Below are 13516 nucleotides of genomic sequence, written 5' to 3'. Positions count from 1 at the left end.
GACCCTTCCGGTGGGAAACGGTCAACTCCTTGTCGCCGAATCGCGCGTGACGAATCCTGATTGCAGGGCGCAGAAATTCCGCAAAGCGCCCGAAACAATCACCTTTCTCAGGGAGGATTCGTCATGTCCTTGTCTACGAAGCTGGCCAAAATCGGCGGCCCGTTGCTCGCGCTCTGCATCGTCGCGGCGGCTCCCGTGATCGGCTCCACCGCCGCGTTCGCCGACGGTGACGGCGGGACGCCGCCGCCCGTCACCACCACTCCGCCGCCGGCGGGCACGGACGGCAACCCCTGGCACGGGTGATGTGTGCCGGGCCGGCCGCGGCTCGTCCGCGGCCGGCAACGGCAATTGCGCACCCGGATTGAAAATGGTGTACTCGAACGCGGTGAGAATGGAGGTCCGCATGGCCAGATCTTTTGGCGGGTTGTTGCGTGAATGTCGTGAGTCCGCCGGGATCTCCTTGGGGCAGCTGGCCAAGCGGGTCAACTACAGCAAGAGCTACATCAGCAAGATCGAGAACGACCTCAAGCCACCGAACCCCACGCTGGCGCGGATCTGCGACAGTGTCCTGGACGCCGGTGGCGCCCTGATCGAGGCGGCGCACGAGACGCGAGCACGCGCCCAGTCCGCGAACACGCTGGACCGCCGCCAGATGCTGGCCGGCGCCGGAGCGGTGCTCGGCATCGCACTGGCCGGCGGGCCGCGGCCGCTCCTGGACGAGCGCGCGGTGGCCGGGCTGCGGGCGTCGTTCGAACAGCTGCGGACGCTGGGCATGCAGACCAGCCCGGCGGTGGTCCTCGAGTCGCTGGTCACCCAGACACACACGGTGCACGCGCTGGCCAGGGGCAATCCCGAGCCCGTCCGGTCCCGGCTGCTGCTGCTCGCCGCCCGGATGGCCGAATACACCGGGTGGCTGAGCCAGGAAGCCGGCAACGAACACGACGCACTGTCGTGGACGCAACACGCCTCCGAGCTGGCTCGCGCCGCCGGGGACCGGGACATCGCGAGCTACGCCTACGTCCGTGAGGCCGGGCTGGCGCTCTACCGGCACGACCCGATCGCCACGATCGACTTGGCGCGTCAGGCGCAGCGGCTCGGCAGACCCGGTTCGCGCACGATCGGCCTGGCCGCGCGGCGGGAGGCGCAAGGACACGCGCTGGCCGGCGACCGGAGTGCCTTCGAACGGGCGATGGACGGCGCCGCCGGACCGCTGTACTCGGCTGCCGACAGCAGCGACTACCCCGTGCTCGGCTCGACCGCGCCGGACCCGCTTGCCCTCGCCCGCGGCTGGTCCCTGGTCGACCTCGGACGACCCCGTGAAGCGGCGGTCCTGCTGACCGAGGAGCTCGCGGGGGTCCCGGTCACGAACCGGCGCACCCGGGCGCGCTTCGGCGTCCGCAGGTCACTCGCCTACGCGCTGGACGGGGAGATCGACGAGAGCTGCCGGACCCTGGCCGCGACGATCGACGACGTGGCCCAGGTCGACTCCGCGACCGTGCGCACCGACCTGCGCGAACTGGGCCGGTGCCTCAGCCGGTGGCGCGGTCACCACACCGTCCGGGAGATCTACCCCGACCTGAGCCGCGTGCTGCACCGGCACTGACGTCAGCGCGGGCCGCAGGCGCAACCCAGTGCCGAGCGTTCCTCCCGCACCTCGCCGGCCTCCGGCAGCTCGAGCGCGGCGAATTCGGCCTCCGCCGCGGCCCAGTGGGCGACGGCGCCCCCGTGGTCGCCCATTTCGTGCAGCGTTTCGGCCACACCGCGGTGGGCGCGGGCCCGGTAGGCGCGGTTGCCGCTTCCGTCGGCCATGTCCAGCGCCGATTTGCAGGCCGTGAGCGCCTCCGCCCGGGCACCACGGGCCAGGGCCGTCGCGCCGCGGTCGAGGTAGAGCTGGGTGCGCAGGTCAGCGTCCGGCACGTTCGCCGCCACTTCCTTGGCCTTGTCGTGGTAGCGCACGGCTTCGGCGTAGCGGCCGCGCTGGCGGTGCACGTTGCCGATGTTGTTCAGCGCGTAGGCCTCGACGCAGCGATCGCCGACTTCGGCGGCAAACGCGTGCGCGTCCGTGTAGCTGGCCAATGCCTCCGAGAGCAGTCCCAGCTTCTCCTGGACGGACCCGAGGTTGTTCAGTGTGTGCGCCACCCCCTGCACGTGGCCGATCGTGCGCAACATCCGCGCGGCCGCCGAGTGCTGGCCCAGCGCGACGTCGAGGTTGCCGCGTTGTTCGTTCAGGTAGCCGAGCATGCTCAGCGCATGGGCCTGCCCACGGAGGTCTTCGCTCTGCTCGTACTTGGCCAATGCGGCGGCCAGGTGGGCCATCGCCTGTTCGTGCCGGCCCAGTTCCATGGTCGGGATGGCCAAGGCGCACAGCGTCGCCGCTTCGCCGTGCGGATCGTCGAGGCGGCGCCACTTGGGCAGCGCCTGTGCGGCCCTCTCGAGGGCTTCGGCGAGCCGTCCGCCCCGGTCGTGCGCGGTGGCCAGCCGCAGGAGCACGTGCGCCTGGCCGTAGTCGTTCCCCTCGTCGGCGGAGACGATCTCCCAGGCGAGCTCGAGGGTGGCGATCCAGTCCTCGAACTGGTTCGTGGTGTTGAAATAGCGCCACAGCAGCACCGCGAGGCGCCAGGTGTGCTCGGGCTGGTCGTGCGTGGCGGCGTAGTGGATCGCGGCGACGAGGTTGTCGCGCTCGGCGACGATCCAGCGCAGCCCGGCCTGTGCGTCGGCGAAGACCGGCCGAACCGGGGACGACCGGTCCATCGTGGGCAGCTGCGCGCGGTCGAACGGGTACGCGGCGGCGACCGCGGCAGCCAGCGTGACCAGGTAGTAGTCGAGCAGCCGCATCAGGGCGCCCGGCCGGCCGGGCGTCTCCCCGGTCGCGAACTCCTTGAGCGGATCGAGCATGTGGTAGCGCTCCGGCGCCGCCTCTTCCAGCAGGCTGACCTCATGCAGGTCGTTCAGCAACAGGCGTGCCTCGGCCGGGGTGCAGCCGGCGAGCGCCGCGCCGCCCGTGACGTCGACGTCCGGCCCGGGCAGGCTGCCGAGCAGCCGGAACATGGCTCGCTGCGGTTCGCCGAGCTGCTGGTAGGACACCCGGACCGCGGCCGTACCGCCGCCGTCGTCCGCGCCCCAGGGGCCGCCCGCTTCGAGCAGGCGGAGCAGGTGCTCCAACGGCCACCGGTCGTGCCGCCGGAACAGCGCGGCCGCCACGCGGATGGGCATCGGCAGGAAGCCGCAGCACCGGACCACCGCGGAGACCTCGGCCGCGCGGCCGCGCACCCGCGGCGAGTCGGTCAGCGCGTGGAACAGCTCGGTCGCCTCCTCGGGCGACAACGGCGAAAGCCTGAGGTGCTCGCCGGTGTCCGCGTCACCCATCCGGCGGCTGGTGACGACGGCGAGGCAGCCGTCCGCCTCCGGCAGCAGCGGCCGGATCTGGTCCGGCGTCGCCGCGTTGTCGAGCACCACCAGCGTGCGCGTCCCCCACAGGGTGTCCTGGTAGAGCCGTACTTTCCGGCCGGTGGTGGCCGGAATCTGCTCGGACGGCACCCCGAGTTCGACGAGCAGTTCGGTGAGCGCGTCCCCGACCGCCGTCTCCGGTACCCCGGGGGTGAAGCCGTTGAGGCGGACCATGAGCTGGCCGTCGGCGAACCGGTCGCGGAGCCGGTGCGCGGCTTCGACGGCCAAGCCGGTCTTGCCGACGCCCGGCGCGCCGCTCACCCAGACCGCACGCCGTCCGGCCGCGGCGGCCGCTTCGATCGCGCCGATTTCCGCCGCGCGGCCGGTGAACCCGCCGGGCCGCGACGGCAGTGAGCTGGGCGGATCACCCCGCTCGGCGCGCGCCGCGAGCTTGCGCAGCACCGGACCGGGCTCCATGCGGTGTGCGGCGAGGGCGGTGCGGGTGCCGTTGAAGACGCGCAGCGCCGCGGTCCGGTCGCCACCGGCGAGCAGCGCGCGCATGAGGAGCTCGGCGTGGCGCTGGCCGGCCGGGTCGGCCTGGACGAGCGGCCGCAGCCGGTCGCGTGCCGAGCGGTGATCACCCGACTCGAGTTCCAGTTCGGCCAGGTCGCCGACCACGTCGAGGTAGCTCTCGTCCGGGGAGATCACCTCGGCGCCGCCGACGCGGTCGATGTCGATGTCTTCGAGGAACTTCCCGCGCCACAGGCCGACGGCCTCGCGCAGCAGGGTGATCGCCCGGCGCGGGTCGACCGCAACGGCCGTGGCGGCTTCGCTGCGCAGCCGGGCGAACCGCGCCGTGTCGAGCTGGTCCTCGCCGATGCGCAGCAGGTACCCGGTCGGTGTCGTCTCGATGGTCACGTCGTCCGCGACCTGGACGATGTCGCGCAACCGCTTGATGTAGCTGCGCACGAGGTTGGGCCGGGTTTCCCGGCCGCCGGCCCAGACGATCTCCGTGAGGCGTGCGGGCGTCACCGGCTTGTTCGCGTGCAGGAGCAGCACGACGAGGACGAACCGCTGCTGCTGGTCACCCAGCGATACCGGGGCGCCGTCGTGCCACGCCTCGAGCGGGCCGAGCATCCGGAACTCCACACGGCCTCCCCGGCTTCAGCTTGCTGTTCGCCTTTGACATCGCGCAATCGGCCGTAAGGGTTTCGAAAATCCGCATTTCTTCCACGTTCGGTACACGCGCGCTTGCCAAGCTCCGCCGGTCGATCAGGGTGAAGGAGAAACCGGTATGGGGTCCGAGGCGTTGCCGTGTTACGTGGCTTGCGATGTTTCGCTGTCGATGGCCGATCACATCGACGAGCTGAACGCCGGGCTGCGCGAGTTCCGCGGTGCGGTTCACGCGGACGCGGCGGTCGCCGAGCGGGTCCTCTGCAGCGTCATCGGGTTCGCGGAGACGCCGCAGGTGGTGCAGCCGCTGTTCCCGATGGACGACCTGGCCGCCATGCCGGCACCCGGGGCGTGTGCCGGCACGAACTTCGGGCCGGTGTTCACCTTCCTGCGTGACGTCATCGAAGCGGACGTGCGGGCGCTGGAGGCGCACCGCGTGCGGGTTCACCGGCCGATCGTGTTCTTCCTGTCCGACGGCCAGCCGACGGACCCGGTGACCTGGCCGCCGGCGTTCGCGGCGCTGACGGACCCGGGCTGGGCGCGCTGCCCGCGGGTGGTGACCTTCGGCCTCGGCGACGCCGACCAGGACGCGTTGGCGCGGATCGGCACGTTCCGCTCGTACCTCGGCCGCGACGGCGTCCGCGTGGGGACGGCGCTGATCGCCTCGGTGATGCACGTTCTGTCCACTTCCCGTCCACCGGCCGGTCGCACCCTTCCCGGGAAGGAGACGCCATGGAAACGCACTGAAGGAGACCGACCGTGAGCGGGCAAGCGGAGCTGGTGCAGGAGCTGAAGTCCCTCCGCAAGGGACGCGGCCTCCTGGGCAACGTCGAGGACCGGGTGGGTCCGGTGCTGCGATCGGCCTGCGCGGTTTCGGAAGAGGACGGGATGGTGGCGGTCCGCCGGAAGGTGGCGAGCCGGCTCACGGAGCTGGCGGGTCAGCTCCCGGAGGACCTGCGGGTGGTGGTGCTGGCGGCCTTCGCGATCGGTGCGGAGGCCCGCCAGCCGCTGTACCAGGACCGGGTCAAGTGGGCGGCGGAGAAGCTGGACCGCGACCCGCGAACGGTCCGCCGTCGCGCGGACCAGGCGATCGACCTGCTGGCCGAGCTGGCGACGGGTACGACGGCCCTGCACCAGCACCCGGGCGGGCGGTGGCACACAGCGTCGCTGGCGGTGGCACTGGTGCTCGACCAGCCTCGGCCCACGGTGCTGGAGCAGCGTCGCATCGTCGCCGACGGGGACGACCTCCGGTCCGTCGACCTGGCGGTTTCGCTGCCGTCGGGGCGGTCGGACCTCACGGTGACGGTGTTGTACGGCGGCGACCTGGTGGACCGCGGGATGGAGGCGAGCGACCGGTGGGGGTACGGGCTGGAACTGCGTCGACCGTTGTCCACCGGTGAGTCGTGCGAACTGGCCGTGCTGTTCCAGCTGCCTTCGGCGGCGGCGCTGAGGCCGCACATGGCGAGCGTGCCCCGGCAGCCGTGCGATGAGTTCGACCTGCGCATCCGGTTCGGGGAGGAGCGGCCGTCGGAGGTCTGCGTCCTGGACGGCGCGTTCCAGCGGGACGTGGCGGACCCGGGCTATCGCGGCCGGCTCGTCCCGGTCGAGCCCGCGGGTGAGGTGCACCGGCGGTTCAGCCACCTCACGCCCGGCATGGCGTACGGGATGCGGTGGGAACGCCCGTGACCGCTCACGGAGCGAGCCGTGTGAGCCGCCACGACTTGACCGGCTTCCCGGACTTCGTGAGGCGCAGGTCCAAGCCGTCGATCTCGTAGAGGTAAGCGGCGTTGCGCGCCTGGAAGCCCGTCGCGGTCGCGGTCGCGGTGAGCGAGATGTGGGTCTCCGACGTGGCTGCTTTCCCCTTCACCTGACCGTCGTAGTGGTACTGGCCGCCGTTGTCGCGGCAGATGGTGACCAGATGCTGTCCCGTGTCGTACTGCGCGATCAGGACCGCTCCCGTGCCCGAGCCCGGCAACCATCGCGCGGCCGCGTCGGGGCAGGCCGGACCGGCCGTCGACGTCCCCGAACCGGACGTCGACATGTCCGGGAGCAGCTCGGCCAGCCGGGGCAGGTTCCCCGCGAGCAGGACCAGCGCGAAGACCCCCAGCACCACCTTGACCAGCTTCCGGATGGTGGCCCTCGGCACCGGTGGCCGCGCCGGAGCGGGCCGGGGTGGCCGCGGGGGTGGTGCAGGCCGTGCCGGCGGTGCCGGCGGTTTCGGCGGCACGGGAGTCAGCGTGATGGTGGGCCGGGGTGCGGGTCCGTGCTTCGACGGGACGAACTTCAACTGTGGCGATTCGTCCGGTTGCCGTTGTTCGTGGACGACCACTTCGGTCGCCCCGGTCGCACTCCCCGGCTCCAGCTGGCAGACGCGGCAGAACTCGGCGTCCCGGTAGTTGTTGGTGTGGCAGGAATCGCATTTCCACGCGGCGTTATCCGTCATTGCCGACCTCGTTTTCCCGTCCCGGGCGCCGCGGCAGCACCGCTTCTCCTTCGTCCGCGGACCTGAAGGTGATCCAGTCGTCGTCATCGGGTGCCCTGGTCACTTCCAGAGGCACCAAAGCAGGTCTCGGGGCCGGCTGGCGCGTGGTTCGACCGGGTGCCCGCCCGCTGACCTCGTCGACCAGCTGCTGGAGAAAACGGCGGCTCCGCGAGGGAAACCACAGGGGAACCCGGAACGTGGCCTGCCGTCCCAGCCGGACCACGAGAACGAGCCGCACCAGAGCCGTTCCGGGCAGCCCGGGCTCGTCGTCGAGGGTGGCGGTCACGCACGACGAGACGGGAACGCGGAGCTCGACCCCGCGGACCGCGTTCCCCGGGCGCTGGTGTTCTTCGATGACCAGCGTCGCCCGGTCCCGGAACAGCCGGACGTCCGGACCGTGCAGACCGGGTGGCTTGCCCGTGCCGTGGTCCCAGCCCATCACCGCCACCAGGCCGGTCGGCCGTCCCCGGTCGTACTGGCGCAGGTCGTAGCCGGGGCCGGGTTCCGGCCGCCATTCCGGCCTCGGACGCCGCCGGATCGTCACACCCATCCGCGTCAGAGACTGTTCGCGATGGTCGCGATGATTTCGTCCATTTCCCACTCTTCCAGGCCCTCACCTGCCGTCGACGGGAAGAAGAGCGTGTTGTTCCAGTCGTCGGCGATGTCGGTCCAGGGATACTGCTCCGGGGCGAACAGCAGCAGGCGCTTCGCGGAGTTTTCCATCAGCGCCGTGCGGCTCTGCCCGTGTCCCCACTGGGAGAACAACGCGTCCAGTGAGGACGGCATCGAGCGCGGGTAGGTGCGCGCGCCGGTCTGCCGCGGGTCCCCGAGCCGGTGCGCCGGGGCGTCGGTGAACACGACGACGACGTGCCTGCGCCGGTCGAGACCCGTTTCCCAGTCCGAAGCCAGCGCCAGCGCCAGTGCCTCCAGCCCGGATTCCGGCGCGTCACCGCCGCCGCGTGGGACGAGCGCACGAACCGAACGCTCGAATTCCCCGAGCTCTTCGGGAACGGTCATGAACGCGGTTTCGGTGAGGGCGTCGTCCGCGCAGTCGCCGAAATCGCGGAAGGCGATCACCTTCAGGCGGAGGCGGCTGATCCCGCGTCCCTTGTCCGCCATCTCCTGGGCGAGCCGCCCCGGGAACGACAGCGCGCTGTGCTTCACGTTGGCCAACGTGGGTCCCATGCTGCCGGTGGTGTCGATGCAGAGCACGATGTCGACCGCGTACTCGAGGTTCGTGCGCTGCCGGTCCTGGGTGGTCATCGGGTCCCTTCGTCGGGTAGTGGCGGGGTGCTGAGATTGATCCGCAGCCGGCCGCGTGGCCGGGTTTCCGCGCGGCCGGCGAGGTTGATGCGCACGCGGCTGCGCCCCCGCGCCGGTGCGGGCCGATCCGGTGACCGGCCGCGGCCCGGGCCGAGGAGGACGCCGATGTCCGTCGCCGCCGCCGAGACGTCCGGGCGGGCCGCCGGATCGGCGTCGGTCATCGCGTCGAAGACCTCGGGCCAGCCCTCGCCGAGCGCGCGGTCCCACTGCAGCGGGCTGCCGGCCCGCACCGCCGCGGCGGGCGATTCGTGCCGAGGATCGTGCTCCGGCGGCGATCCGGTGAGGTAGGTGTGGACGAGCAGCGCGAATGCGAAGACGTCGACGGCGCCGGTCAGGTCCTTCCGCGAGACATCGGGTTCGGCCCGGATGTAGCCGAGCCACTCCGGCGCGCCGTAGAGCGGGTTGCCGGCGACCACCGTCCTGGGCGGCGGGTCACCGACCGGGTAGGCGTCGTCGAAGTCGATCAGTTTCGCGATGTGGAGCCTGCTGCCCTCGGGCTGGTGGAGCAGGACGTTCTCGGGTTTGAGGTCACCGTGCACGATGCCGGTTTCGTGCAGCAGGCTCAGGCTTTCCGCCAGGGTGCGCACCAGGACGAGCTGACTCGCCGGATCCAGTTCGTGTGGCCGGACGTCGGCCGCGGCGATGCGTTCGGTGACCTTGTAGTACCGGGTGCCGTCGACGAAGAAGTCCCGGGTGAGCACCAGGTTGCCCGCCTTGGGATGGTCGCTGCGCAGCGAGTCCGCCACCTGCCGCTGCCGGAGTTCGAACCGGCGGCATTCGGCGTGGCGGCGCTTCTTGTCGGCGACCGAACCCATCGAGTCGGGTCGCGGGCGCTTGGGGTCGAGGTACTCCTTGATGAAGAACTGCTCGCCGTCCTTGCGCGCGAAGGCCCAGAGGCACTTCCCGGCGTCGGCGTTGGTCGGCCTCGTCACGACCTCGTAGCCGTTCAAGATCTGGCCCTTCCTCACCGGCGCTCCCGGTACCCGGCCGCCAGCCGGCGCTCGTAACCGCCCCGGTACGCCTGCCACGACCGTTCCCGCGCCACGACCAGGGCCTGCCGGTCGGCGGCCGGAACGGCGTCCATCGGGCCCGCGTGGACGGCCCGCAAGTAGTCGAGCCGCTCGCGGAAACTCGCACGCAACGCGCCGAAGTCGGTGAACCCGAACGCGGCCAGCGCGAGCGACGCGTCGTCGCCGGTGTAGGAACCGACCCGTTCGGCCAGCTGGCCGGCCCAGTGCAGGCAGTCCTGAGACGACAGCAAGGTCTCCAGCAGGACGAGCTCGAACCGGGCCGGCGTATCGACGTAGCCGAAGAAGCCGTCGGTCGCGCAGAGGAGGACGCACGGCAGCCCGGCGGCACCCGGACTGGTGTTGATCGTGAACGGGCGGTTGGCGCAGATCACGTTCGTCATCGGCGGATCCTGGAGGAGCTGGGCCAGCACGTCGTCGATGTCGCAGTCGTCCCGGCTCAGCTGTTGCAGCCCCGTTCCGGTTTCGACGACGTAGCACCGCGAATCGCCCGCCCACAGCGTTTCCCAGCGGACGCCGTCGGAGCCGAAGTCGAACGCCAGCCCGGCGAACGTCGTCGGGAGCTCGCGGTGGATGGATCCCCGCACCCGCCCGCGCCGGGGAACGCCCTCGCCGAGCCGGGCCGCGACGAGGGCGGCGAGGCCTTCGGCGGACGCGGCCGAACGTTCACTGACGAACCACTCCTCGACGAGGCCGCGGACCCGGCGGGAAGCGAGCCACGCCTGGGTGCGCTCGACTTCCCGCGGTGTCCGTCCCGCGACGGCGCGGCCGGCCCCGCCGACGCCGTCGAACACCCCGAGCAGGCCCATCCCGCTGCGCCGGTGGAAGACGAGGAGGGGATCGGCGTCCTCGCCCCGTCCCGGGATGCGTTCGGTCCAGATCGCCACCGCGGTGAAGCCGGGTTCGACGTGGTGCCACAACCGGGCCGGGCCGCGCGGGCCTGCTTCGACGTCCACCCGGCGCTCACTCGTTCCCGGACGGGGCCGGCGGCCCCATCGTCCCGCGGACACGGCTGGTCCGGCGTTCGCCCGAGGCGGGTTCGCCGGTCTCGGGCGGGACCGCCGCGGCGTCATCCGCCGGCACATTGCCCTCGACGACGGGACTTTCGGGAAGGGCGCCGCGTGAGGCGGTGCTGAGCCGTTCCCGGATGGTGCCCCGCCGGGGGAGGGAAGGAGTCTCGCCGGGGAAGAACTCCTCCAGCACCTGTTTGCGCACCTCCGCGGCGTCGAAACCCTCCCGTTCCTCGCCCATCAGGATGCGCAGAGCGTCGAGCTTGGCCTTCGTGTCGGCCTCGCGGTCCTTCCGCTCACGGTCCAGCAGGGACATCGGGCTTCCGCCGTCGAGCGACATGAGGTGCGCGAGCATGTCTTCGCGAGAACCGCCCGCGATCGGCCGCATCGCGTCGTAGGTCATCTTCTGCACGCGGAGCTTGCGCTGCGTGGTGACGAACTCCTCGGTGTCGACCACCGAGACCGACACCGTGTAGCCGCTGAGTTCGATGGTGGTCATCGGATGGGCGGAGTGCAGCCTCCGCGTGATGGCCGTCTCCGCCGCGGTCGGCTGGAGAGCGTCGAACTCGGCCGCGACCTCCCGCACGATCGCGCTCAGCGAAGGGGCCAGCGCGGCCGTCATGTCCCGTACGTCGTCCCTCGCGATCGTCACGGGGTCGGTCACGCGGCAGGCGAACCGCACCGTGACGGTGAACGGGAAGGCAGCGTCGGCACTGGCCGCGTTGACGGTGAAGGAGAGCCCGCGCGTCGCCACGTCGACCAGGCACACGCGGCGGTAGTTCCCGGTCCTGGCGTCGGGCACGCGTTCGCCGTGCCGGACCACCAGCGGGTCGCCCGTGGCGCGTTCGAGGACGAGCGCGGTACCCAGGTCGGGCGCGCGCAGTGGTGCCGTGATCCGGAACCGCGGCAGCTCGGTGCGCTGGATGATCGGGTTGTACGTCTGGGTCATATCGCCTCTTCCGCCTCTACGAGCTGGTCGTGGAACGTCATCGCCTGCCGGGACGGGTCGTCCGGGTCGAGCGCCCACCCCCGCAACGCGTGGAGCAGGCGGTCGAAATCCGTCGGTCCGCGGTCCGCGATGCCGGCGATCACGTCGAGCACCACGGGGGCCGTTCGCGAGTCCTGGTCGGCGAACCTGATCCACTCGCGGAGCGCGTTGCCGGCCAGGACGCGGGCGGAGGAATTCGCCAGTGCGCGGCCCCACAGCTCCGGGATCACCTCGCGGTGCCGCGCCGCGGTCCGGAGGAGCAACGGTGCTTCGCTGACGGAGTCCTCCGGCATGACGGCGAAGGCGAACATCATCAGTCCTTTGAGGACGGTCTCCTCGTCCTCGGCGGGCTGCGTCCACTCGAGCAGGGCGTCGAGCACCTCTTTCCCGCAGCCGGCTTCGAGCAGCGTCTGCGTGCTCACCGCCACCGGCTCGAGCAGGCCCCAATCCTTGTCGACGACCAGCGAGTGGAGTACGCGGAGCGCCCGGTGGGGAGAGCGTTCGCCGAGCGCGCCCCCGGCGGCCAGCCCCGCGGTCGCCGACAAGTTGCTGGTTCCCTGGGTCTGGTGACCGGCCAGCTCGGCCCACTGCTCGATGTAGGACCACGCGGCGTCCGCGTGGTTCGCCAGCGTGCCCGCGGTGTTGAGGCTCTGAGCGGCACTTTGCCGGAGCATGGCGGACTTGCCGTGCGCCCAGGGCAGGAGGTAGCGGTGCACGCCGTGCTCGAAGTCGTTCGAGGTCAGGATCCCGGCCGCCTGTGCGGCTCGCGCGCGCACCTCGACGTCGGTGTGCCCGGCGAGCTCCTGCAACCAGGCGAGGACCTTCGTCCGGGCGCCGTCGAGTTCGAACCAGATCACGCTCAGGATGAACGCGCGCAGCCGCGGGTACTTGAACTTCAGTGACAGTGGCGCGTCGTCCGAACGCACGAGATCGATCCAGCTCCGTTCGGAGATCAGGTGCTGGAGGTAGCGCGGAACCGCGGTCGCCGTACTGCCGGACAGCTCCCGGAAGAGCTTCGTCGCGGCATCGGCGACGTTCAGGTAGCTCGACCCTTCGAGCACCGCCGTGGCCAGGACCAGGGCCACCTCCGCCGGCTCGGGTTCGTGGCTCAGCCACTCGTGCACCTGGCCCTCGGGATCGTCGAGCTTGGTCAGCACTCCGGCGAGGTCCGCGCCCGCCCGCAGCGCCTCGACGATGGCGGCGGCCGCGCGCTTGGCGAACGCCGGGTCGTCCCGGTCGTGCAGGAGGTCGGCGAGCCCGGCCGCCGCGAGGCCGGCCAACCGCGCGCCCGCCCAGGGAACCTCACCGGTGACGTGCCGCTCGACGATCTCCATCGGGTCGGGCAGTTCCATGTCTTCGAGCACGAATTCGGCTCGCTTCGGCGCGGTTTCGAGCGTGCCGCGGACCGGACCGGTGACGACGATCAGCCAGCTGCCCTGATCGGCCAGCTGTTGCGCGGTTTTCGACAGCCAGTCGTCGGTCACCTTCTCGGCGGCGGGCTTGCTGCCGGCGCCAGGGGTGTCGGAGACGAGGAAGCCGGCGCCGGGCTGGGGGACCCGCCAGTTGAGGTTGCCCACGACCGGGCCGTGGAGCCGGAAGACCGGCGCGCCGGGCGCGTGCTCTCGCAGCACCTCGTCCAGCATGGCGATCGCGCAGGTGCGGCGGCCGGTCTTGGTGGGACCCGAGAGGATGAGCAGGTTGCGCTCGGCCAGCATCTCGACCCCGGCGTCGAAACCGGGGGGTGTGACGAAGTACTCGATCGCCGCGCTCAGGTCCTCCGGCCGCAGCCGTTCGCGGGACGCCCGCCGGGAACCGGACCTCCGGCCCGAGCCCGCCGTGAAGTCGCCTTCGACGGTGAAATCGCCTTGGAACACGTTGACGGTGTTCACGCCGGCGAGCTGGTCGAGCCCTTCGGCGATGATCTTGCCGAAGCGGACGCTGGAGAGGTCCGGTGTGGTCCCGCGGAGCCGGTTCAAGGCCTGGTCACGCGTCGTCGGGGCGGCAGTACCGGGATCTGCCGCGACCTTGTCGGCACCGGCCGCCGGTGCCCCTTCGGGTGGTGCGGGAGACGGGCCTGCGGCCTGCTCGTCACTCAAGGGAAGGTCCTCCGGAAATGTTCGTGAGC

12 protein-coding genes are annotated in these 13516 nt (G+C 71.4%); 4 read left to right on the top strand and 8 right to left on the bottom strand.

The window, feature by feature from the left end; genetic code table 11:
• Positions 1-123 precede the first annotated feature (123 nt).
• Together H5965_RS07185 and H5965_RS07180 are read left to right on the top strand one after the other, a co-directional pair.
• Positions 124-303 (top strand): hypothetical protein, encoded by a 180-nt coding sequence (locus H5965_RS07185; protein WP_310968566.1) that lies wholly within the window; start codon positions 124-126, stop codon positions 301-303.
• 100 nt (positions 304-403) lie between these two features.
• On the top strand, positions 404-1603 hold the full coding sequence (locus tag H5965_RS07180; RefSeq protein WP_310968565.1) for a helix-turn-helix transcriptional regulator: 1200 nt from the start codon (positions 404-406) through the stop codon (positions 1601-1603).
• Between the two features lie 2 nt (positions 1604-1605).
• Here H5965_RS07180 and H5965_RS07175 read toward each other — a convergent pair whose 3' ends face one another.
• Positions 1606-4536, bottom strand: a complete 2931-nt coding sequence (locus H5965_RS07175) for a tetratricopeptide repeat protein (RefSeq protein WP_310968564.1) — start codon at positions 4534-4536, stop codon at positions 1606-1608.
• A 145-nt stretch (positions 4537-4681) separates the two neighbouring features.
• Between H5965_RS07175 and H5965_RS07170 the strand changes: the two genes are divergently transcribed.
• The gene (locus H5965_RS07170) at positions 4682-5323 is read left to right on the top strand and encodes a hypothetical protein (RefSeq protein WP_310968563.1); all 642 of its coding nucleotides are present in this window, start codon (positions 4682-4684) and stop codon (positions 5321-5323) included.
• The gene (locus H5965_RS07165) at positions 5320-6246 is read left to right on the top strand and encodes a hypothetical protein (RefSeq protein ID WP_310968562.1); all 927 of its coding nucleotides are present in this window, start codon (positions 5320-5322) and stop codon (positions 6244-6246) included. Before H5965_RS07170 ends, H5965_RS07165 begins: the two co-directional genes overlap by 4 nt.
• A gap of 4 nt (positions 6247-6250) precedes the next feature.
• Here the strand turns inward: H5965_RS07165 and H5965_RS07160 are convergent, their stop codons facing one another.
• The 7 genes from H5965_RS07160 to H5965_RS07130 all read right to left on the bottom strand — a co-directional run bounded on the left by H5965_RS07160 (position 6251) and on the right by H5965_RS07130 (position 13487).
• A complete protein-coding gene (locus tag H5965_RS07160) occupies positions 6251-6706 on the bottom strand; it encodes a hypothetical protein (protein ID WP_310968561.1) in 456 nt (151 codons plus the stop codon).
• Positions 6707-6992: 286 nt separating this feature from the next.
• Complete coding sequence (locus tag H5965_RS07155; protein WP_310968560.1) at positions 6993-7592, bottom strand: hypothetical protein; 600 nt, start codon at positions 7590-7592, stop codon at positions 6993-6995.
• Positions 7593-7597: 5 nt separating this feature from the next.
• Complete coding sequence (locus H5965_RS07150) at positions 7598-8305, bottom strand: VWA domain-containing protein (protein ID WP_310968559.1); 708 nt, start codon at positions 8303-8305, stop codon at positions 7598-7600.
• Positions 8302-9333: a protein kinase domain-containing protein gene (locus H5965_RS07145; RefSeq protein ID WP_310968558.1), complete on the bottom strand. Its 1032-nt coding sequence runs from the start codon at positions 9331-9333 to the stop codon at positions 8302-8304. Before H5965_RS07145 ends, H5965_RS07150 begins: the two co-directional genes overlap by 4 nt.
• On the bottom strand, positions 9330-10349 hold the full coding sequence (locus tag H5965_RS07140; protein ID WP_310968557.1) for a serine/threonine protein phosphatase: 1020 nt from the start codon (positions 10347-10349) through the stop codon (positions 9330-9332). The genes H5965_RS07145 and H5965_RS07140 overlap by 4 nt, the downstream gene beginning before the upstream one ends.
• A 7-nt stretch (positions 10350-10356) precedes the next feature.
• Positions 10357-11352, bottom strand: a complete 996-nt coding sequence (locus H5965_RS07135) for a hypothetical protein (protein WP_310968556.1) — start codon at positions 11350-11352, stop codon at positions 10357-10359.
• The gene (locus H5965_RS07130) at positions 11349-13487 is read right to left on the bottom strand and encodes a hypothetical protein (RefSeq protein WP_310968555.1); all 2139 of its coding nucleotides are present in this window, start codon (positions 13485-13487) and stop codon (positions 11349-11351) included. Before H5965_RS07130 ends, H5965_RS07135 begins: the two co-directional genes overlap by 4 nt.
• Positions 13488-13516 lie beyond the last annotated feature (29 nt).

The sequence above is a fragment of the Amycolatopsis sp. 505 genome, from assembly GCF_031625235.1.
Classification (GTDB): Bacteria; Actinomycetota; Actinomycetes; order Mycobacteriales; family Pseudonocardiaceae; genus Amycolatopsis.
Note: the sequence above shows the minus strand (reverse complement) of the source record. Positions and strands in the feature narration are given on the sequence as shown.